At 74.2% G+C, this 20,730-nt stretch carries 17 protein-coding genes and 3 tRNA genes; 9 read left to right on the top strand and 11 right to left on the bottom strand.

All coding sequences use genetic code 11. The features are described from left to right. The first annotated feature begins 24 nt into the window (after positions 1-24). The 3 genes from RMN57_RS13590 (at position 25) to RMN57_RS13580 (ending at position 5,064) form a co-directional block, all read left to right on the top strand. Positions 25-1,335: a deoxyguanosinetriphosphate triphosphohydrolase gene (locus RMN57_RS13590; RefSeq protein WP_313763671.1), complete on the top strand. Its 1,311-nt coding sequence runs from the start codon at positions 25-27 to the stop codon at positions 1,333-1,335. A gap of 179 nt (positions 1,336-1,514) precedes the next feature. Continuing rightward, positions 1,515-3,422, top strand: a complete 1,908-nt coding sequence (gene dnaG, locus RMN57_RS13585) for a DNA primase (protein ID WP_313763670.1) — start codon at positions 1,515-1,517, stop codon at positions 3,420-3,422. A gap of 430 nt (positions 3,423-3,852) precedes the next feature. After that, positions 3,853-5,064 carry an RNA polymerase sigma factor gene (locus tag RMN57_RS13580; RefSeq protein ID WP_380233867.1) on the top strand — a complete coding sequence of 404 codons (1,212 nt, stop codon included), beginning with the start codon at positions 3,853-3,855 and terminating at the stop codon, positions 5,062-5,064. Positions 5,065-5,136: 72 nt separating this feature from the next. On the opposite strand, the gene RMN57_RS13575 is transcribed toward RMN57_RS13580, so the two are convergent. From RMN57_RS13575 to RMN57_RS13565, 3 genes are all read right to left on the bottom strand, one after another. After that, positions 5,137-6,405 carry a DUF2690 domain-containing protein gene (locus RMN57_RS13575; RefSeq protein WP_313763669.1) on the bottom strand — a complete coding sequence of 423 codons (1,269 nt, stop codon included), beginning with the start codon at positions 6,403-6,405 and terminating at the stop codon, positions 5,137-5,139. Positions 6,406-7,013: 608 nt separating this feature from the next. Beyond that, on the bottom strand, positions 7,014-8,447 hold the full coding sequence (locus tag RMN57_RS13570) for an FGGY family carbohydrate kinase (protein ID WP_313763668.1): 1,434 nt from the start codon (positions 8,445-8,447) through the stop codon (positions 7,014-7,016). 107 nt (positions 8,448-8,554) lie between these two features. Then, positions 8,555-8,848 (bottom strand): hypothetical protein, encoded by a 294-nt coding sequence (locus RMN57_RS13565; RefSeq protein WP_313763667.1) that lies wholly within the window; start codon positions 8,846-8,848, stop codon positions 8,555-8,557. A gap of 242 nt (positions 8,849-9,090) precedes the next feature. On the opposite strand from RMN57_RS13565, the gene RMN57_RS13560 reads away from it, so the two are divergent. Both RMN57_RS13560 and RMN57_RS13555 read left to right on the top strand, forming a co-directional pair. Beyond that, positions 9,091-9,163 (top strand) — tRNA-Asn (locus tag RMN57_RS13560). Between the two features lie 61 nt (positions 9,164-9,224). Then, positions 9,225-9,297 (top strand) — tRNA-Asn (locus RMN57_RS13555). Between the two features lie 166 nt (positions 9,298-9,463). Here RMN57_RS13555 and RMN57_RS13550 read toward each other — a convergent pair. Together RMN57_RS13550 and RMN57_RS13545 are read right to left on the bottom strand one after the other, a co-directional pair. Beyond that, positions 9,464-10,213, bottom strand: a complete 750-nt coding sequence (locus RMN57_RS13550; protein WP_313763666.1) for a trypsin-like peptidase domain-containing protein — start codon at positions 10,211-10,213, stop codon at positions 9,464-9,466. Between the two features lie 117 nt (positions 10,214-10,330). After that, positions 10,331-11,176 (bottom strand): hypothetical protein, encoded by an 846-nt coding sequence (locus RMN57_RS13545; protein ID WP_313763665.1) that lies wholly within the window; start codon positions 11,174-11,176, stop codon positions 10,331-10,333. 189 nt (positions 11,177-11,365) lie between these two features. Between RMN57_RS13545 and RMN57_RS13540 the strand changes: the two genes are divergently transcribed. Both RMN57_RS13540 and RMN57_RS13535 read left to right on the top strand, forming a co-directional pair. Then, positions 11,366-11,439 (top strand) — tRNA-Ile (locus RMN57_RS13540). 340 nt (positions 11,440-11,779) lie between these two features. Continuing rightward, on the top strand, positions 11,780-12,727 hold the full coding sequence (locus RMN57_RS13535) for a pyridoxal-phosphate dependent enzyme (protein ID WP_313763664.1): 948 nt from the start codon (positions 11,780-11,782) through the stop codon (positions 12,725-12,727). 69 nt (positions 12,728-12,796) lie between these two features. Here RMN57_RS13535 and RMN57_RS13530 read toward each other — a convergent pair whose 3' ends face one another. Both RMN57_RS13530 and RMN57_RS13525 read right to left on the bottom strand, forming a co-directional pair. Continuing rightward, positions 12,797-14,299 (bottom strand): LCP family protein, encoded by a 1,503-nt coding sequence (locus RMN57_RS13530; RefSeq protein WP_313763663.1) that lies wholly within the window; start codon positions 14,297-14,299, stop codon positions 12,797-12,799. Positions 14,300-14,522: 223 nt separating this feature from the next. Further along, complete coding sequence (locus tag RMN57_RS13525; protein WP_313763662.1) at positions 14,523-14,987, bottom strand: MarR family transcriptional regulator; 465 nt, start codon at positions 14,985-14,987, stop codon at positions 14,523-14,525. A gap of 95 nt (positions 14,988-15,082) precedes the next feature. Here RMN57_RS13525 and RMN57_RS13520 point away from each other — a divergent pair, with 95 nt between their 5' ends. Both RMN57_RS13520 and RMN57_RS13515 read left to right on the top strand, forming a co-directional pair. Next, positions 15,083-16,105, top strand: a complete 1,023-nt coding sequence (locus RMN57_RS13520) for an NADP-dependent oxidoreductase (protein ID WP_313763661.1) — start codon at positions 15,083-15,085, stop codon at positions 16,103-16,105. A gap of 361 nt (positions 16,106-16,466) precedes the next feature. Continuing rightward, positions 16,467-16,961, top strand: a complete 495-nt coding sequence (locus tag RMN57_RS13515; RefSeq protein WP_313763660.1) for a DUF3145 domain-containing protein — start codon at positions 16,467-16,469, stop codon at positions 16,959-16,961. Positions 16,962-17,028: 67 nt separating this feature from the next. On the opposite strand, the gene fabF is transcribed toward RMN57_RS13515, so the two are convergent. The 4 genes from fabF to RMN57_RS13495 all read right to left on the bottom strand — a co-directional run bounded on the left by fabF (position 17,029) and on the right by RMN57_RS13495 (position 20,730). Then, positions 17,029-18,294 carry a beta-ketoacyl-ACP synthase II gene (gene fabF / locus RMN57_RS13510; RefSeq protein ID WP_313763659.1) on the bottom strand — a complete coding sequence of 422 codons (1,266 nt, stop codon included), beginning with the start codon at positions 18,292-18,294 and terminating at the stop codon, positions 17,029-17,031. A 142-nt stretch (positions 18,295-18,436) separates the two neighbouring features. Continuing rightward, positions 18,437-18,679: an acyl carrier protein gene (locus RMN57_RS13505; protein WP_313763658.1), complete on the bottom strand. Its 243-nt coding sequence runs from the start codon at positions 18,677-18,679 to the stop codon at positions 18,437-18,439. A 78-nt stretch (positions 18,680-18,757) separates the two neighbouring features. After that, the gene (locus RMN57_RS13500) at positions 18,758-19,789 is read right to left on the bottom strand and encodes a beta-ketoacyl-ACP synthase III (protein ID WP_313763657.1); all 1,032 of its coding nucleotides are present in this window, start codon (positions 19,787-19,789) and stop codon (positions 18,758-18,760) included. Beyond that, the gene (locus tag RMN57_RS13495; protein ID WP_313763656.1) at positions 19,786-20,730 is read right to left on the bottom strand and encodes an ACP S-malonyltransferase; all 945 of its coding nucleotides are present in this window, start codon (positions 20,728-20,730) and stop codon (positions 19,786-19,788) included. Before RMN57_RS13495 ends, RMN57_RS13500 begins: the two co-directional genes overlap by 4 nt.

Below are 20,730 nucleotides of genomic sequence, written 5' to 3'. Positions count from 1 at the left end.
CGTGCGGCGTACCGTGAAGGTCATATGGACGACACCGCGCAGAGCCTCATCGCCGCCCCGAGCCCGTACGACCACGCCGCCGAGGCCCGCTGGGTGCCCGAGCCGGACAAGCGCCCCGGCCGGACGGCGTTCCAGCGCGACCGTGCCCGCGTGCTCCACTCCGCCGCCCTGCGCCGGCTGGCCGGAACCACCCAGGTGGTGGCCCCGATGCGCAGCGACTTCCCCCGCACCCGGCTCACCCACTCGCTCGAATGCGCCCAGGTCGGCCGCGAGTTGGGCGCCGCGCTGGGCTGCGACCCGGACCTCGTGGAGACCGCCTGCCTCGCCCACGACATCGGCCACCCGCCGTTCGGCCACACCGGCGAGGAGGCCCTCGACCAGGCCGCCGAGGCCTGCGGCGGCTTCGAGGGCAACGCGCAGTCGCTGCGCATCCTGACCCGCCTGGAGCCCAAGCGGTTCGCCCCGCAGGACGACCAGCCGGCCCGGCTCGCGCCCTGGCCCGGCCGCAGTGTCGGCCTCAACCTGACCCGCGCCGCGCTCGACGCCGCCACCAAGTACCCCTGGACGCACGGCTCCCACCCGGTCGACCCGGCCTCGCACAAGTACGGCGTCTACGCCGACGACCTCCCGGTCTTCCGCTGGCTGCGGGCCGGCTCCCCGGCCGGGCGCAAGTGCTTCGAGGCCACCGTCATGGACTGGGCCGACGACGTCGCCTACTCCACCCACGACGTCGAGGACGGCCTCCAGGCCGGCCACATCGACCCGGCCGCGCTGCGCGCCCCGGGCGAGCGGGCCGAGCTGTTCAAGGTGGCCGAGCGCTACGCCCCGGACGCCGAGCCGGAGGAGCTGGCCGCCGCGCTGGACCGGTTGCTCGCCCAGGAGTGGTGGCCCGGCTCGTACGACGGCTCGGCCCGCGCCCGGGCCGGCCTGAAAGACCTCACCAGCCAGCTGATCGGCCGCTTCTGCCTGGCCGCCGAGCAGGCCACCCGCGCCCGCTACGGTCCCGGCCGGCTCACCCGGTACGCGGCCGAGCTCGTGGTGCCGCGCGACGTCCGGCTGGAGTGCGCCGTGCTCAAGGCGGTCGCCGTCCGGTTCGTGATGCAGCGCGACGAGCAGGCCCAGCTGCGGGCCCGCCAGCGGATCGTGATCGCCGAGCTCGCCTACGTGCTCAACCGGCGCGCCCCGGAGGGGCTGGACCCGGTCTTCGCGGCCCTCTACCGGGAGGCGGAGGACGACCGTGCCGCCCTGCGCGCGGTGATCGACCAGATCGCCACCCTGACCGACGCCTCCGCCCTGGCCCTGCACGCCAAGCTGGTCGGCGCCGCCTGGACGTGATCCCCGGGGCCGCGGCCCGGAGGCACCGCCCGCCGGGGTGGCCCCGCCCAGTCGGTGAGGCCCCGCCCCGCCGGTGACGCGCCGCCCCGCCGGTGACACGCCGCCCCGCCGGTGAGGCGCCGGTCACGCCGCACCCGCCGACCCCCGGGAAAGCCCGGCCGCCCCAGTAGACTTCCGGGGTGGCCGGGCGGATCAGGGACGAAGACGTACAGGCGGTGCGCAGCGCACTGCCGATCGACGTGGTGGTCGGCGACTACGTACAGCTGACCAACGGTGGCGGTGGCGAGTACAAGGGCGTCTGTCCCTTCCACGACGAGAAGTCCGCCTCCTTCTACGTGAACCCCGCCAAGGGCGTCTTCCACTGCTTCGGCTGCCAGGAGAACGGCGACACCATCGCCTTCCTGATGAAGATCGAGCACTTCACCTTCGCCGAGGCCGTGGAGCGGATGGCCGCCCAGGCCAACATCACGCTCCGCTACGAGGAGGGCGGCTACAGCCCCCGTCACCAGCAGGGTGAGCGGACCCGGCTGGTCGAGGCGCACAAGGTGGCCGCCGCCTTCTACCAGGAGCAGCTCGCCTCGGCGGAGGCGGAGATCGGCCGCCGCTTCCTGGCCGAGCGTGGCTTCGACGAGGAGTCCGCCCGGACCTTCGGCGTCGGCTACGCCCCGGCCGGCTGGGAGCACCTGGTCCGCTACCTGCGCGGCAAGGGCTTCAGCGACAAGGAGATCCTGCTCGGCGGCCTGGCCTCGCAGGGCCAGCGCGGCGGCCTGATCGACCGCTTCCGGGGCCGGCTGGTCTGGCCGATCCGCGACATCGCGGGCGAGGTGGTCGGCTTCGGCGCCCGCCGCCTGCGCGAGGACGACAACGGCCCGAAGTACCTGAACACCCCCGAGACGCCGATCTACAAGAAGTCCCACGTCCTCTACGGCATCGACCTGGCGAAGAAGGAGATCGCCAAGTCCGGCCGGGCCGTGGTGGTGGAGGGCTACACCGACGTGATGGCCTGCCACCTGGCGGGCGTCACCTCGGCGGTGGCCACCTGCGGTACCGCCTTCGCCGAGGACCACATCAAGATCATCCGCCGGCTGATGATGGACAACGCCAGCTACCGGGGCGAGACGGTCTTCACCTTCGACGGCGACGCGGCCGGACAGAAGGCCGCCCTGCGGGCCTTCCAGGACGACCAGAAGTTCGCCGCCCGGACGTCCATCGCGGTCAGCCCCGGTGGCATGGACCCGTGCGACCTGCGCCTGGCCAAGGGCGACGAGGCCGTCCGCGAGCTGATCGACAACCCGGTGCCGCTGTTCGAGTTCGCGCTGCGTTCGGCCGTCGCCCGGCACCGGGTGGAGAACCCGGAGGGCCGGTCGGCGGCGCTGGAGGAGGCCGCGCCGATCGTCGCCCGGATCAAGGACCGCTCGATCCAGCACGAGTACGCCGTCCGGCTGGCCGGGATGCTCGGCATCCTGGACGAGCAGTTCGTGGTGCGCCGGATCTCCCAGCTGGCCCGCTGGGAGCGCGAGCGCCAGCAGAACCCGCGCGCCAACGGCCAGCAGCGCCGCCCCGACCCGGCCCAGCCGGTCCGGCCCGCCCGTCCGGCCTTCGTGCTCAACCCGCGCGACCCGGCCCAGTTCGTCGAGCGCGAGCTGCTCAAGCTCGCCCTCCAGCACCCCGACCTGGTCTCGCCGGCCTTCGACCACTACGGCGAGGACGAGTTCCCGACCCCGCCGTACACCGCCGTGCGCCGCGCCGTCGCCCAGGCCGGCGGTGCCGCGTACGGGGCCGGCCTGGCCGACTTCACCAGCGCGGTGCGCGAGGCCGCACCGGACGACCAGGTCCGCTCGCTGGTCACCGAGCTGACCGTCGAGCCGGTGCGCTCGCGCCGCAAGGCGGACGCGGTCTACGCGGGGGAGTTCCTGGTGAAGCTGCGCCTGCTGGCGGTGGACCGGCGGGTGGCCGAGGTCCGCGCGCACCTCCAGCGCCTCGGCACCCGGGCCGCCGCCGAGGAACTGCACGCGGTGCAGACCGAGCTGTGGCAGCTCCAGCAGTACGGCCAGCAGCTGCGCAGCCAGGGCGCCGCCGCCCTCTGAACCGATCCCCGTACGCTGCTGACGGTCGGTCACCCCCGGTCGCCCCGGCGGTCGGAGTCCTTGCGGGGGAGCGCGGGGAGTCGCGGGAGAGGCGCCTCGGCGCGGTGAACCGGGTCCTGCCGCGGAGCCGTTGTGCCTGGTGTCCATCCGGCCCCCGCCGGCGCGCGCCGGACCCGCAGCGAGAACGGGTGGAACGCAGCCATGGCCGCATCGAGGAGTGCTTCGCTGATCAGCGCCATGGCGGTGGTCGTGCTCGCCGCGCCCGCCGCTCCGGTCGGGCGGGGCGGGGCGGGGCGCGTGCGGCACGTGCCGGAGGCGCTCAGAAAGTCCGCGCACGAGTCTCGGCCACGGAGTGTGGCGTGCCGCACACTGGAGGGCGTCCCAGCTCCGTCCAGCGCGGGTCCGCCAGAGTCGCGCCCGCCCCGAGGGGATGCCCGTGGACCAAGGCTCTGCCACGACCGCCCGCCCGACCACCGACCAGCTCGCCCCCCACGACGACCACGGCCGGGCCGGGGCTCCGCCCCCGGACGGGGCCCGGGTGCCCGACCAGGGCCTCCCGGAGGGCCACCCCGAGGCCCGCGACGGTGACGAGGAGTCCGGCGAGCCCAGACCCGCGCCCGACCCGGGGGCCGACGCCGACGCCGACGCGGAGGCCGATGCCGACGCCGATGCCGCCGACGCCGGGCCCGATGACGAGGACGATCCCCGCCCCGCGGCCGCCGGCGCGAGCGCTCCGGCCGCCGACCTGCTCCGCCAGTACCTGCGTGAGATCGGCCGGATCCGGCTGCTGACCGCCGTCGAGGAGGTGGAGCTGGCCCGCCGGATCGAGGCCGGTCTGTTCGCGGAGGAGCGGCTGCACCGCGAACCCGCGCCGTCCGACCCGCTGGCCGGCGAGCTGGACACCCTGGTGGTGATCGGCCGGATCGCCAAGCGGCGGCTGATCGAGGCCAACCTGCGCCTGGTGGTCTCGGTCGCCAAGCGCTACGTCGGCCGCGGGCTGACCCTCCTCGACCTGATCCAGGAGGGCAACCTCGGGCTGATCCGGGCGGTGGAGAAGTTCGACTACGCGCGCGGCTACAAGTTCTCCACCTACGCGACCTGGTGGATCCGGCAGGCGATGAGCCGGGCGCTGGCCGACCAGGCCCGGACGATCCGGGTGCCGGTGCACGTGGTCGAGCTGATCAACCGGGTGATCCGGGTCCAGCGCGCTCTGCTCCAGGAACGCGGCCTGGAACCGACCGCGGCCGAGATCGGCGCCGTCCTGGAACTGACCGAGGAGCGGGTGCGCGAGCTGTTGCGGCTCGCCCAGGAGCCGATCTCGCTGCACACCCCGGTCGGCGAGGAGGACGACGTGGCGCTCGGCGACCTGATCGAGGACGCCGACGCCGCCTCACCCGCCGAGTCGGCCTCCTTCCTGCTGCTGCGTCAGCACCTGGAGGCCGTCCTGGCCACCCTCGGCGAGCGCGAGCGCCAGGTCGTCCAGCTCCGCTACGGCCTGGACGACGGGCGCCCGCGCACCCTGGAGGAGATCGGCGTGCTGTTCGGGGTGACCAGGGAGCGGATCCGCCAGATCGAGTCCAAGACGCTCGTGAAGCTCCGCGACCACGCCTTCGCCGAACAGCTCCGCGGCTACCTGGACTAGACCGGCCCGGCCGACCCCGGCGGCTAGGCCCTGTCCGGCCGATCTTGCCGGGCGCAATCGACCGGACAGGACCTAGGACGAGGCCGACTCGGAGGGCCCCGCCGTGGCGGTCGCCGTTGCCGTGGTCGCCGCCGTGGCCGCCGGGGTCGAGGGGCCCGCGCCGGCGGGGCTCGTACCGGCGGGGGACGGGGAGGCCGCGGGCGGGGAGGCCGGGCCGATCGGGATCGGGGTGGAGGCGACCAGCTCGGCGAGGTGCGAGACGCTCCCCGTGCAGTCGTCCCCGGCCGACTGGTGCCCGCACACCCGGAAGGTGGTGGCCGGGTCGCCGGCGTTCACCATCATCGAGTAGTTGTCGTAGCCCCAGTGGATCAGGGCGGTCTCCACCTCGCCGGCGCTGCTGGTGACGGTCGCGCTGTCGCCCGGCTGGCCCTCGGTGATGGCGGCCCAGGCGGCCTGGCACTTCTGGCTGTAGCGGAGGTAGATGACCACCTTGCCGATGTTGCCGGTCTGCAGCGTGCGGGCGTCGGCCCCGCAGCCGGTGGTCTTGGGGTCCTTGTGCGCGCAGCCCATCGCCTGGCAGCTCGGCCCGGGCGGGGCCGGGGAGGCGGGCTTGGCGGGCGTGGTCGTACCGGCCGTCGCGGTCGGGGCGGGCTGTGCGTGGGCGGGCGGCTCCTCCGCGCCGCCGCGGCTGTACCGGAACCCGGCCGCGCCCAGGAGGACCGCCAGCACCAGGCCGCCGGCCACGAGCGCGACCGGACGCCGCCACCACGGCGCGGCCTTCCGGGCGGACGGCAGCGGCCCGGCCCCGGGCTCCTCGACGGCGGGTTCCCCGGCAACCGGCTCCCCGGCACCCTGCTCCCCGGCGGACGCCTCGCCGCCTGACGTCTCCTCGCTCGACGCCTCCTCGGCGGGGTCCGCCTCGGCGGAGGGCCGCCCGGCCCCGGCCGCTGCGAGGGGCCCGGCGTCCGCGGCCGACCCGGCGGACTCCTCCCCGACCGGGGTGGCCTTCCCGGCCTCCGGCGCCTCCGCCCCGCCCGCCGCGTCCGCCTCGGCGCCGTCCTCGGCCGCGACGACGGCAGCCGGGGCGGAGGCCTGCGCCCAGAGCGCCCGCAGCGCGGGCCCGTCGCACTCGACGGTCCCGATCAGCGCCTCCAGCGCCTGCTCGGTGATGACCCGTTTGCCGTTTAGCCAGCGCTCCCAGGAGGCCCGGCTGTAGTGGGTCCGGGTGGCCAGCTCGGACAGCGAGAGTCCGGTCGCGTCCTTGACGGCGCGCAGCCGGTCCGTCAGGCGCGCAGCGGGCTCGGACAGTTCGTCCGGCAGTTCTTTCCAGGCGGATGCCATGCGGTCTTCCCAACACGAGAGACGGGGGGACGCGGGGAGCGAACTGGGGTCGGGAGATGCACCGGCCCGGCCCAGGGGCGGCTTCGCGTCTCCAACCTCACCGACCAGCCGTCTCAAACCCCAGGTCACCGCTCTGAGACGGACGGAAGTGTCTCACAACCCCGGTCATCGCTCGAACATTCACTGGTCAGTCGTGCAGAGTTCTCGGGTCGGCCCACTTCGGCGCCCGGATCCTTCGTCCGGCGACCATCGTGGACCTGACTCCCTGCCGTCCCGAATCCCCCACCGGCCGGGGCAGCCTCGCGGGGGGAGGCTGCCCCGGATCGCAGGGACGCGCGGCGGGGAGGGCGTTTCGTGCCGCCCTCCCCGCCGCGACCTCTTTCCGCTTCTCTCCGCCTCCGCGGTGGCGGGCCGTCAGTGCCGGAAGGCCGCCGGGCCCGGCACGCCGAGCTCCTTCGGCGGGGTGGGCCGGAGCCGCGTTCCCGCGGCCGCCGCGACGGCTCGGACGCACCGGACCCGCCGAACGCCGCGTCCCACACACCGCCCGCAGCCGTCCCACACACCGCTCGCGGCCGTCCCGGGGGCCGTCCCACGACCCCCGGCCCGGCTCAGCCGGCCGTCTCCGGGTGGACCTGCTCGCGGGCGGCCCGGAACTGCTGGCGCACCGCCGAACCGACCGGCAGGTCCTGCTCGGTGTCCGGCGTGACGGTCTCCGCCCCCGGAAGCTCCCAGCGCGGCGGTTCCGGGGTGCCGGCCAGCGCCCACGCGGCCTGCCGGGCCGCGCCGCGCGCCGCGTGGGCGCCGGGCGGCGGCACCACGACGGGGACGCCGAAGAGCAGCGGGGCGATCTGCCGGACGGCCGGCAGCCGCCCGGCGGCCCCGAGCAGGAAGACCCGGTTCACCGGCACGCCCCGGGTGCGCAGGACGTCCAGCGCGTCCGCGAGGTTGCAGAGCATGCCCTCGACGGCAGCCCGGGCGACGTGCTGCGGGGCCATCGACTCGGCCCGCATCCCGGTCAGGGTGCCGGCCGCGTGCGGCAGCGCGGGCGTCCGCTCGCCGTCCAGGTAGGGCAGCAGCACCAGCCCGTACGCGCCGGGGCTGGACTGCAGGGCGAGGTCGCTCAGGCCGTCCAGGTCCTGCCCGAGCAGGGCGGCGGTGGAGCGGAGCACCTGGGCGGCGTTCAGGGTGGCGACCATCGGCAGGTGACGGCCGGTGGCGTCGGCGAACGAGGAGACCAGGCCGGTGGCGTCCACCACGGCCTCCTCGTGCACCGCGAAGATCGTCCCGGAGCTGCCGAGCGAGACCGCCGCGTCGCCGGGCCCGAGGCCGAGGCCGAGCGCGGCGGCCATGTTGTCGCCGGTGCCGGCGGAGATCAGCAGGCCCTCGGGGGTCTGCCCGGCGGGCTCGGCGGGGCCGAGCACGTCGGGGAGCTTCAGGCCGTGGCCGAGCGCCAGCTCGATCAGGTCCTGGCGGTACTCGCCGGTGATCGGCGACCAGTAGCCGGTGCCGGAGGCGTCGCCGCGGTCGGTGGTGCGCCGTTTGGGGTGGCCGAGCAGCTGCCAGACCAGCCAGTCGTGCGGCAGCAGGACCTCGGCGATCCGGCGGGCGTTGGCCGGCTCGAACTCGGCCAGCCAGCGCAGCTTGGCGATGGTGTACGTGGGGCCGGGGACGGCGCCGATCGCGGCGGTCCAGGCCGCCGGGCCGCCGAGGGCGTCCACCAGCGCGGCGGCGGCACCGCTGGAGCGCGGGTCGTTCCAGAGGATCGCGGGCCGCACCAGCACGCCGCCGGCGTCCAGGCCGATCATGCCGTGCTGCTGCGCGCTGACGCCGATCGCCCGGACGCCCTCCAGCAGGCCGCCCGCCGCGGCGTCGCCGAGCGAGTGCAGCCAGAGCTGCGGGTCGGCCTCGCCGGCCCGGGTCTCCGACCGCTCCGGCGCGGGGTGCGGGGCCTTGCCGGACCGCAGCACCGCGCCGGTCTCCGTGTCGCACGCGACGATCCGGGTGCGACCGGTCGAGCTGTCTATCCCCGCGACGATGGCCATGTCGAGATCATGCCTCAGCGGGCGCGCCGACGCGGGCGACCCGGGCAAGTGTTGCCCGTTCGGTTGCGTCGTACAGGTGCGGCGTACGGCCTGCCGTCACCTCCGCGTCACGGGCGGAAGGTACCCCAGCTGTCGTCCTCCGCCCGGGGACGGTTGAAGTACGGCACCCGGTCGGTCACCCGGTTCGGCAGCCGGTCCCCGACCCGGTCCGCCACGGCACCGGCGGCCTTCCCGGCGACCGCCCCGGCCTGGTGCTTGGCCTTGTCGGCGGCGCTCTGCACCTTGGGGTTCTGGGCGACCTGCCGGGTGACCTTGGCGATCTGCTCGTACCGCTGGCGTCCGGCCCGCGAGCCGAGGACGTAGCCCGCCGCGAGTCCGACGATCAACGACAGCTTCCACATGATCGGATTCCACCCTCTCCTGGCGGCCTCTGCCGCATTGCCCTACCCGTCGATCGGGGCGGCGAACCGTCCGTGCCCCCAGCATCCCCGGGTGGTGAGCCGGGCGCGCGGGGGGCGCGCCGGACGGGCCCCGGGGCGGCCGGGGAAAGCGATTGGCGGACCACCCCCCCGAGTGCGCTAATGTATGTCCCGCAGCGAGCGCCGAGGAGCCCGGGAAACCGGGGGCCGAAGCGGAAGCCCGATCCCCCATAGCTCAATTGGCAGAGCAGCCGACTGTTAATCGGCAGGTTATTGGTTCGAGTCCAATTGGGGGAGCTCAGGTGGACGGCCGTCGGGCCGGTTCTCCTGTCCGTGGTGCGGCAGTTGCCCACCGCGATCCCGCATAGCTCAATTGGCAGAGCAGCCGGCTGTTAACCGGCAGGTTTTTGGTTCGAGTCCAAATGCGGGAGCTGCACCGGGTGCACCCGGTGACTGCTCAGAGCGAAGGCCCCCCGGACGACCGGGGGGCCTTCGTGTTGTCCCGGGGCCGCCGGCCCGTGCGGCCGGGGTGTTGCGTCCGTCACGTCCTCGCCGTCCGCGCCGCGCCCGGCGCCCGCGACCGCGCGGCGGTCCGGGTCAGGCGGTGGCCCGGCGGTAGAGCTCGGCGACCCTCTCGTCGAAGGCGACGCTGTAGGAGGTGCCGTCGGTCTCGCCGCCCTCCTGGTAGCCGCCGATCACGCCGACCACCGCGCCGGCCGGGGTGACCCAGGGGCTGCCGCTGGTGCCGTTGGTGTAGCCGCCGCAGTCGAAGCGCTCCTGGGTGGGGCTCTGCGAGCTGGTCCGGGCCGAACAGGTGATCGGCTCGTCGCTCTCGTTTGGGTAGCCGGTCACCGAGACGGCGAGACCGACGCCCTGCCCGGTGGCGAGCGGGTTGCCGCCGACCGCGTCCTCGACCTCGCGGCCGCCGATCGCCCGGACCGTGACGAACGCCACGTCGTACTCGGGGTCGTCCTCGGCCGCCCAGCGCGGGTCGACGGTGATCGACTGCACCGGCCAACTCCCGTACGGCGAGTAACCGTTGCGGTAGCCGGGGGTGAACACCAGGCCGTCCAGCAGGCCGATCCGGCGGCTCTGCACGCAGTGCGCGGCGGTCACCAGCAGATTCCGCCGCGGGCTGTGCACCACGCTGGCCGTGCAGGCCCGCGGGCCCTGGGCGTCCCGGATCGAGAGGGTGCCGACCCGGTCGCCGGCCGGGCTCGGCGGTGCCACCGCGGCGCTCGGCGGCTGCTCGTCCCCGCCGCCGCAGGCGGCGCCGGCGGCCAGCAGCAGGGCCGCCAGCACGGCCGCCTGGGCCGTGCGTGCGGGCCGTACCGGGCGGGAGGCCATCCGGGCTCCGTCTCGTCCTCTGGGGCGGGCTCTGCGGGTCGTGCGTTCCGCCGTTCGTGAGGAAGATCTACCAGGCCCGGCCCGGCGACGCCACCGCCGGGTCCCCGGCCACCGGGTTCACCCGGTGGCGCGGTCGTACAGGGCCCGGACGCGGTCGCCGAAGTAGCTGCTGTAGGAGGTGTCCGGGGTGTTGCCGCCCTCCTCGTGGCCGCCGATCACGCCCACCACGGTCCCGGTCCGGGTGTCCGGGTCGAAGTCGGTCACCCAGGGGCTGCCGCTGGTGCCGCCGGTCCAGTCGGGGCAGTCGATCCGCAGCTGGGTGGGGCTCTGCTCGGAGGTGGTGTTGCTGCAGGTGATCGGCACCTCGCTGGTGCCGGGGTAGCCGGTGATCTTGACCGGCAGCCGGTAGCCGCGGTCGACGCCCAGCCGGTTGGCGCCGAGCACCTGCTGCACCTGCTGCCCGTTCCGGGCCTGCACCACCGCGAAGGCGACGTCCACGTCCGGGTCGCCGCCGTCCTGCCAGGCCTGGTCGACGGTGACCGCCAGCAGGGGCCAGACGCCGCTCGGGGTCTCGCCGTCCCGGTAGCCGGGGACGAAGACCAGGTCGGAGCGCCGGCCGAGCTTCGGGTCCCAGACGCAGTGCGCGGCGGTGACGATCAGGTTGAGCCCGGCGCTGTCGACCACGCTGGCGGTGCAGAAGTGGTCGCCGTCCGCGTTGCGGGTGAACACGGCGCCGACCAGTCCGTTGAGCACGGTGGGCTTGGCGGTCCGGGTGACGCCGGTGTGCCGGCCGAGCGCCCCGCGCAGCCGTTCGCGGCTCCAGCCGTGGCTGTCCGAGGCGGCCGAGGCGGGCCGCGAGCTCACCGTCGGGGTGGCGCCGCCGGGGCCCGCCGCGGTGGTGCAGCCTGCGGCCGTCAGGACCGTCAGGGCGGCGCCGAGCACCGCCGGCTTACGTGCCGTCATCCGCCCAGGCTGGCCGGAGGCCGGGCGGGCCCGCCACCGGGGCTGCGCCGCGCGGGGAGGCGTGCGTTCGCGCGTACCCATGTGCGCCCCCGGCGCGCACCACGGGTGATCGACCGGCTATGCTGCCCGGGACGGCCTCGCGGGGCCGTCTGCTGCTGCCGGACCGGTCACCGGTGCGGGCGGCGAACCGGGGCGGTAGCTCAGCCGGTTAGAGCAGGGGACTCATAATCCCTTGGTCGTGGGTTCGAGTCCCACCCGCCCCACCCTTCGCCCGGACGACCGGGCTTGACCAGGCGCGGTCATCTGCACGAACTCTAGTGACCGCGGGCCCGGCGGACGTGCCGACAGGCCGGATGTCACTCGAACAGGTCCGCGCCGAGGGCGCGTTGACGTCGGCGTCGCTTCTTTGTCGCTCGGCTCGCCTCCGGGGCGCTCGTACCCGGTGCCGACGGTCGGCGCTCCAAGGCCTTCGTCCCTCAGGCCTCCTCGCTTCTCCCTTTCGGCACCGGCGCGCCCCTTCGGCTCGCTCGCTCAGGCACCGCTCGCTCAGGCACCGCCCGCCCGGGCACCGACCGCCCGGCGGCGGCTCCGTATCCTGGCCCGATGCTCGAACCCGCACTGCTGCCGACCCCCCTGCTGGACTGCACCGACGAGGTGCTGGCACGGGCCGGGGTGGAGCTGCGGCTCAAGCGGGACGACCTGCTGCACCCGACCGTGCCGGGCAACAAGTGGCGCAAGCTCGGGCCCAACCTGGCGGCCGCGCTGGAACAGGGGCACACCCGGCTGCTGACCTTCGGCGGGGCCTACTCCACCCACCTGCGCGCCGTCGCGGTGGCCGCGGGGGCGCTCGGTCTGGAGAGCGTCGGGCTGGTCCGGGGCGAGGAGCTGGCCGGTCGGCCGCGCAACTGGTCGCTCCGGGCGGCCGAGGCGGCCGGGATGGAGCTGGTCTTCCTGTCCCGGTCCGCCTACCGGGAGACGGCCGCCCGCTGCGCCGCCGACGCGGCGGTGGCGGCGGAGCTGCAGCGGCGCTGGGGGCCCTGCCTGGTCCTGCCGGAGGGCGGCTCCAACGCGTTGGCCGCGATCGGCGCGGCGGCGATCCCGGGCGAACTCCCCGACCTCGGCGAGCGGGACGTGGTCTGCTGCCCGGTCGGCACCGGCGGGACGCTGGCCGGTGTCGCGGCCGGGCTGCCGCCGGGTGCGCGGGCGCTCGGCGTGGCGGTGCTGCGCGGCGGCGAGGGTTATCTGGAGGGCGAGGTGGCCGGGCTGCACCGGGCCGCCTACGGGCGCGAGTTCGGCAACTGGCGGATCGACCACGGGCACCACGGCGGCGGCTACGGCCGGGTGCCGGCCGAGCTCGCCGCCTTCGCGGAGCGGTTCGAGCGGCGCCACGGCGTCGCGCTGGAGCGCCGGTACGTCGCCAAGCTGCTCGCCGGCCTGTACGCCGGGGTGCAGGCCGGGGCGTTCCCGGCGGGCACCCGGCTGACCGCCGTGGTCACCGGCCTGCCCGACCCCGACCCCGACCGCGGCCAGGGCCTGGGCCCGGCCGCCTGAGCGGACCGGGTACCGGGCCCGGCACCGAAGGCGGGGGCGGGCCCGGCGCGGGGCCGGCCCGCCCGGGCGTCAGCCGAAGGTCAGGTCGGCGCAGGGGTCGGTGTCCGCCCCGCGGGCGTTCTCGGCGATGCCGGTGGGCATCCCGCTCGGCGTCGCCGAGGGGCTGCCGGACGGGCCGCCGGACGGGGCGTCGGACGGCCCTGCGGTGGGGCCGGCGGCCGCCGCGCCGAGGGAGTCGATCCCGGTGGACGGCACCGGCCGGTAGTCGCGGCCGAGCGTCACGGTGATCCCGTCCGAGCCGGGCTCCTCGACCAGCCGCGCTCCGGGGAAGAGCGGGGCCAGCTGGTCGGCGGCCGCCTTCTGCGCCGGGTCGTAGGCGATCTCGGTGGTCAGCCGGCTGCCGTTGACGGCGCCCAGCTCGACGTTGGTGAAGCCCTTGCCGCGCACCGCCTTCGCCGCGCTGCCGGCCAGTCCGGGGGTGCCGACGCCGTTGACCACGGTGACCGGCACGGCCGCCTCCTCCGGGCTGAGCGCGGTCGGCGAGGCGGTGGGGGCGGGGGCGCCGGAGGGGGAGGCGGACGCCGCGGCGCCGACCTGGCCGGTGCTCTGGCCGTCCAGGGTGCGGTCCTCGCGCAGCAGCTTCCAGAGGGTGTCCACGTCCGGGTGGACCAGGGCGACCCGGTCCCCGGCGAAGCGCCACGGGGTGGTGACGAAGGTGATGTCGGAGAGCTTGATGCCCTGCAGCGACTGGGCGAAGTCCACCAGCTTCATCGCGGTGCCGAGGCCCTCGTCCACGGTGAGCGAGCGGGTGGCCGCGTCGGCCAGCGGGAGCAGGGTCGGCAGCGAGAAGCCGAGGCCCTGGATCTTCCGGATCATCGAGGAGAGGAAGGCCTGCTGGCGCTTCATCCGCCCGATGTCGGAGTTGTCCCCGAACCCGTACCGGGCCCGCAGGTAGTCCACGGCCGGCTGGCCGGAGAGCCGCTGCATGCCCTTTTTCAGCTGGATGTTGTGCGAGTTCACGTCGTTGGGGACGCAGACGTCCACGCCGCTGATCGCCTCGGTCATCGCGGCGACGCCCTTGAAGTCCACCACGATGGTGTGGTCGATCCGCAGGCCGGTCATCGTCTCGACGGTGTTCTGCGTGCAGGCCGGGTTGCCCTTGGGGAACTCGCCTATGGTGAAGGCCGAGTTGAACATCTGGTTGGTCTTGGGCTTCGTCCAGCTGCCGTCCGGCAGACGGCAGGACGGGACGGTCACCAGGGCGTCGCGGGGTATGGAGACCCCGACGGCGTGCTTGTGGTCGGCGTAGACGTGCAGCAGGATCGCGGTGTCGGAGTGGCCGACGCCGAGGTCGCCGCCGCCGAGGTCGGCGTTGCCGTCGTCCCGGGTGTCCGAGCCGAGCACCAGGACGTTGACCGGGACCGAGGCGCCCGGGGTGACCGGGACGGGGGCCGGTGGCCGCTCGGTGGCGACACCGCCCGCGTCGAAGGTGGTGATGTTGCTGTCCAGCCGGTGGTAGAACCAGGCTCCGGCTCCCGCGACGGACAGCACCAGAACGGCGGCGAGGCCCACAGCGATCCGTATGATGCGCCGACGTCGTGAGCTGCTGCTCATCCTGCCCCGGCCCCCCGTCTTCTGGTGTCGTTCTCCACGCGCACCGGCCCTAGGGCAGGCCGGTGCCAAGTCTCGAACCTTAGACGTTTCGCGGGAGTGTTCGGTTACAGCCGGGGCCCGGTCAATTGCTCCGGAACGGCCCGAAGGGCTGTGATGCTGCTCACGCGGGGGCTGCGGAGGCTCACGCCCCGGGGCCGGAGGCGCCCGCGAGCATCCTGCGGAGCAGGTCGCGCAGGACGGTCCGCTCCTCCGGCCCGAGCGCGGCCAGCGGCTCCCGGGCGAAGTTCAGCGATTCGCGCAGCTCCTCGGAGGCGGCCGCGCCGGTCTCGGTGGCGGCGACCAGCTTGACCCGGCGGTCCTGCCGGTCGGCCTCCCGGGTGACGAAGCCGCGCGACTCCAGCCGGTCGACGATGCCGGTGATGTTGGACGGCTCGCAGCTGAGCGTCTGGGCGATGTGGCGCATCGGCATCGGCCCGCGCCGCAGCAGGGCGAGCACCTTGGCCTGGGCGCCGGTGAGCGAGCGGGCGGCGGCGGCCTCCTCGTACTCGCGGTGGAAGAGCCCGACCAGGTTGGCCATCAGGTCGACGACCTCGCGGGTGATCTCGTCGGGCTGGGAGGCGACGGTCGGGGCGGGCTGGGTGTCCATGCCCCCGAGTCTACCTGAAAAGTTGACAACATGAACCTTTCATGCCCATCGTTACTTCAGTAAGTCAACCTTTCATGCAGCAGGGAGCACCACCGATGGCCGAGCAGGAAGCGCCCGTCACCGCCCGCGAATGGCACCTCGCCGCCCGCCCGCAGGGCTGGCCGGTGCCGACCGACTTCGCACTGGTCGAGGCCCCGGTCCGGGCCCCGGAGCCGGGCGAGATCCTGGTCCGCAACGCCTACCTCTCGGTCGACCCGTACATGCGCGGCCGGATGAACGACGTGAAGTCCTACGTCCCGCCGTTCCAGCTGGGCCGGCCGATGGACGGCGGCGCGGTCGGCTACGTGGTGGCCTCGGCGGCCGAGGGCTTCGCGCCGGGCGACGCCGTCCTGCACGGGCTCGGCTGGCGCGAGTACGCCACCGTGGCGGCCGGCCGCGCGGTGAAGGTCGACCCGTCCGTGCCGCTCTCCGCCTACCTCGGCGTGCTCGGCATGACCGGCCTGACCGCCTACGCGGGCCTGCTGGAGGTCGGCGGCCTCAAGGAGGGCGACAAGGTCTTCGTCTCCGGCGCGGCCGGGGCCGTCGGGTCGATGGTCGGTCAGATCGCCAAGCTCAAGGGCGCCGCTCTGGTGGTCGGCTCGGCCGGATCGGCGGAGAAGGTCGACAAGCTGGTCGGCGAGTACGGGTTCGACGCCGCGTTCAACTACAAGGACGGCCCGGTCGCCGAGCAGCTGGCCGAGGCGGCCCCGGAGGGCATCGACCTCTACTTCGACAACGTCGGCGGCGAGCACCTGGAGGCCGCGATCGGCGCGCTCGGCGTGCACGGCCGGGCGGTGCTCTGCGGCGCGATCGCCCAGTACAACGACACCTCCGCCCCGGCGGCCCCGCGCAACCTCGCGATGGCCATCGGCAAGCGGCTGCGGCTGGAGGGCATGCTGGTGGGTGACCACGGCGCCCTGCAGCCGCAGTTCGTCGCCGAGGTGGGCGGCTGGCTGCGCGAGGGCCGGCTGCGCAACGAGGAGACCGTGGTGGACGGATTCGAGAACACCGCCCAGGCCTTCCTCGACCTGCTGCGCGGCGCCAACACCGGCAAGATGGTGGTCCGTCTCGCCGGCTGACGGTTACTCAGGCCGTCCCGCGACCGTCCCGCCGCCCCCTCCGGGCCGGCGGGGCGGTTTGCGTACCGGGCGCAGGGGAGCCGGCCGCACTACCGCATTCCGGCCGGATCCGAAAGCGCGTCAGCCGCGGTGCGGGGTGGCGCGGTACGGTGGTCCCGCCTGGCGATGGGGCCGTTCGGGGGAGAGATCCGACCGAGGGGTGGACCTCGTAAAGGATTCGACTAGCATTGAGCGAAAGCCTGTCCGTTTTGCTCAATTTAGTGGCTTAATGTCGGCTAACGTGGGTAACTGTGGATCAACTGCAGGCACGAACGCGAGGCAGCTGGGGAAGGCGACCCTCGTCCACAGCCTGGAGGTCCCGGTGACGACACGTGGAGTCCTGTACGTCCACTCCGCGCCCCGCGCGCTGTGCCCGCACGTCGAGTGGGCCGTCGCGGGGGTGCTCGGTGTGCGGGTGAGCCTGGACTGGATCCGCCAGCCGGCCGCGCCCGGGCACTGGCGTGCCGAGTTCTCCTGGCAGGGCGAGCCCGGCACGGCCTCGAAGCTCGCCTCCGCGCTGCGCGGCTGGCAGCTGATGCGGTACGAGGTCACCAGCGAGCCCTGCGCCACGGCCGAGGGCGAGCGGTACAGCAGCACGCCCACGCTCGGCATCTTCCACGCCGTCACGGGGATCCACGGCGACATCCTGATCCCCGAGGACCGGTTGCGGGCCGTCCTGCTGCGCGCCCGTAGCGAGGGCGCGGACCTGGAGGCGGAGATCTCCCGGCTGCTCGGCAAGCCGTGGGACGACGAGCTGGAGCCCTTCCGCTACGCGGGCGAGGGAGCCCCGGTGCGCTGGCTGCACCAGGTGGTCTGAGCCCGCACCGCGGAACGCCCGAAGGGGCCGGCGCTCGTCACGAGCGCCGGCCCCTTCGGGTACGGGGTCAGACGGTGCGGAAGGCCAGCACCACGTTGTGGCCGCCGAAGCCGAACGAGTTGTTCAGGGCGGCGATCCGGCCCTCGGGCAGCGCCCGGGCCTCGTCCCGGACGATGTCCGCGTCCACGTCCTCGTCGAGCTCGTCGACGTTGATGGTCGGCGGGGCGACCCGGTGGTGCAGCGCCAGCACGGTGGCGACGGTCTCGATGCCGCCGGCGCCGCCCAGCAGGTGGCCGGTCATCGACTTGGTGGCCGAGACGGCGATGTGGTCCAGGTGCTCGCCGAGCTCCTTGCGCAGCGCCTTCAGCTCGGCCGTGTCACCCTGCGGGGTCGAGGTGGCGTGCGCGTTGACGTGCACGATCTCGGCCTTGTCCAGCGGGTTGCGGTCGAACAGGTCGGCCAGCGCGCGGGCCACGCCGGCGCCGGTCGGCTCCGGCTGGGCGATGTGGTGGGCGTCCGAGGACAGGCCCTGGCCCACCGCCTCGCAGTAGATCCGGGCGCCGCGGGCCTCGGCGTGCTCGATCGACTCCAGCACGACCACGCCGGCGCCCTCGCCGAGCACGAAGCCGTCGCGGCCCTTGTCGTACGGGCGCGAGGCGCGCTCGGGCTCGTCGTTGTTCTTGGACATCGCCATCATGTTGGCGAACGCGGCGATCGGCAGCGGGTGGATCGCGGCCTCGGTGCCGCCGGCCACCACGACGTCGGCGCGGCCGCTGCGGATCATCTCGATCGCGTAGCCGATCGCCTCGGCGCCGGAGGCGCAGGCGGAGACGGGGGTGTGCACGCCGGCGCGGGCACCGACCTCCAGACCGACGTTGGCCGCCGGGGAGTTGGGCATCAGCATCGGCACGGTGTGCGGGGAGACCTTGCGGGCGCCCTTCTCACGCAGCACGTCGTACTGGTCGAGCAGGGTGGTGACGCCGCCGATGCCGGAGGCGATCACGGCGCCCAGACGCTCGGGCACGAGCTTGGAGGACTCGTCGGTGGCCGGGGTCTCGTAGCCGGCGTCGGCCCAGGCCTCGCGGGCGGCGATCAACGCGAACTGCGCCGAGCGGTCCAGCTTGCGGGCGACCGGGCGGGGGAGGACCTCGGCCGGGTCGACGGCGGTGCGCGCGGCGATCCGGACGGGAAGGTCGGCGGCCCACTCCTCGGTCAGGACAGCCACCCCGGAGCGCCCGGCGACCAGGTTCTCCCAGGTGGTGGCGGCGTCGCCGCCCAGCGGCGTGAAGGCGCCGATACCCGTGACGACCACGGTACGGTTTTCAACGGTCACTGGATCTTCTTCTCTCACGTTCGTGCGGGACAACGGCGGCGGGCCGGGGGTGGGCCCGGCCGGGCGCCCGGTGGGGCGTCCGGCCGGCGGGTCGGCCGACTCGGGGAGCCGGCCGACGACGGGCGTCGAACGGGTCGGACGCTCAGGCGTTGGCGAGGATGTAGTCCACCGCGTCGCCGACGGTCTTCAGGTTCTTGACCTCGTCGTCCGGGATCTTCACGTCGAAGCGCTCCTCGGCGGCCACGACGACCTCGACCATGGACAGCGAGTCGACGTCCAGGTCGTCGGTGAAGGACTTGTCGAACTCGACGTCCTCGGTCGGGATGCCGGCGATCTCGTTGACGATCTCAGCGAGACCTTCCAGGACCTCGTCCTTGGTAGCCATACTGGCTGCTCCTCTTCGGTGTTGAATGCGCTCGCCCGGCGGACGGACGCAGGTTTGTGATGAGTGGGGCGGAAGTGCCTAGGGGAGCGTAACGACTGCCGCCGCGTAGACCAGACCCGCCCCGAACCCGATGATCAGGGCGAGGTCGCCGCTGCGGGCCTCGCCGCTCTCCAACATGCGCTCCATCGCCAGCGGGATGGAGGCGGCGGAGGTGTTGCCGGTCTCGGTGATGTCGCGGGCGACCGGCACCGTCTCGGGCAGCTTCAGCGCCTTGATCATGGCATCGGTGATGCGCATGTTGGCCTGGTGCGGGATGAAGGCGCCCAGCTGGTCGGCGGTGACCCCGGCGGCGTCCAGCGCCTGCTGGGCCACCTTGGCCATCTCCCACACCGCCCAGCGGAAGACCGACTGACCCTCCATCCGCAGGGTCGGCCACTTGGCCTCCTCGCCGGCGCCGTTGACGGCGTCCTCCTTGGCGAAGGCGGTGTCCCAGGCCTGGGTCTGCGAGATGACGTCCTTCTGGGAGCCGTCGGAGCCCCAGATGACCTTCCCGATGCCGGGCGTGTCGGACGGGCCGACGATCGCGGCGCCGGCGCCGTCGCCGAAGATGAAGGCGGTCGAGCGGTCCGACTGGTCTGTCAGGTCGCTGAGCCGCTCCACGCCGATGACCAGCACGTACTCGGCGCTGCCGCCGCGGATCATGCCGTCGGCCAGGCCCAGGCCGTAGCCGAAGCCGGCGCAGGCCGCCGAGATGTCGAAGGCGGGGGCGGTGCCGCAGCCGAGCCGCTCGGCGATCTCGGTGGCGATCGCGGGGGTCTGCTTGAGGTGCGAGACGGTCGCGACGATCACGCCGCCGATCTGCGAGGCGTCGATCCCGGCCTGGGCGATGGCCTTGCCGGCGGCCTGCACCGACATCTCGGCGACGGTCTCCTCGGGGCCGGCCCAGCGGCGCTCGGCGATCCCGCTGCGGGTGCGGATCCACTCGTCCGAGGAGTCGATCCAGTTCAGCACCTCGGCGTTGGGAATCACCCGAACCGGGCGGTAGCCGCCGACACCGTGGATGCGCGCGTACTGCGCACCGGTGACCGGCTTGATCTGCGGGGCGCTCATGCCTTGGTCTCCTGACCGCCGTGCTCCGCGACGAGCTCGCGGGCCTTGTCCAGGTCGGCGGGGGTCTTGAGGGCAAGCGTCGCCACACCCTTGAGGTTGCGCTTGACCAGTCCGGTGAGGGTGCCCGCGGGGGCGAGCTCGATGACGGCGGTCGCGCCCAGCCGCTCCAGCGTCTCCATGCAGAGGTCCCAGCGGACCGGGTTGGAGACCTGCGACACCAGGCGGTCCAGCACCTCGGTGCCGGAGGTCACGACGCCGCCGTCCTTGTTGGAGACGTAGGCGACCTTCGGGTCCGCGACCGGCAGGGTCGGGGCCAGCTTGGCCAGGCGCTCGACACCGGGCGCCATGTGCTCGGTGTGGAACGCGCCCGCGACCTTCAGCGCGATCAGGCGGGCACCGGCCGGCGGGTCGGCCCGCAGGGCGTCCAGCTGCGGCAGTGTGCCGGCGGCGACGATCTGGCCGCCGCCGTTGTTGTTGGCCGGGGTCAGCCCGTGCTCGGCCAGCTTGGCCGCGACCACCTCCGGCTCACCGCCCAGGACGGCGACCATGCCGGTCTCGGTGGCGGCGGCGGCCTCGGCCATCGCCAGGCTGCGCTCGCGGACGAAGGTCAGCGCGTCGTGGGCGGAGAGCACCCCGGCGCCGGCGGCGGCGGTGATCTCGCCGACGCTGTGGCCGGCCACGGCGCCGACCAGCTCACGGGCGCGGTCCTCGTCCGGGAACAGCGCGCGGGCCGTCACCAGACCGGCCGCGACCAGCAGCGGCTGGGCGACGGCGGTGTCCTTGATCTCCTCGGCGGACGCCTCGGTGCCGGCGTGCACCAGGTCGAGCCCGGCGACCTCCGACCAGCCGCGCAGGCGGTCGGCGACGCCGTCGAGCTCCAGCCAGGGGCTGAGGAAACCGGGGGTCTGGGCACCCTGTCCAGGGGCGACGATTACGAGCAC

Origin of the sequence: Kitasatospora sp. CM 4170 (genome assembly GCF_032110285.1) — a bacterium.
Taxonomy (GTDB): domain Bacteria; phylum Actinomycetota; class Actinomycetes; order Streptomycetales; family Streptomycetaceae; genus Kitasatospora; species Kitasatospora aburaviensis.
Note: the sequence above shows the minus strand (reverse complement) of the source record. Positions and strands in the feature narration are given on the sequence as shown.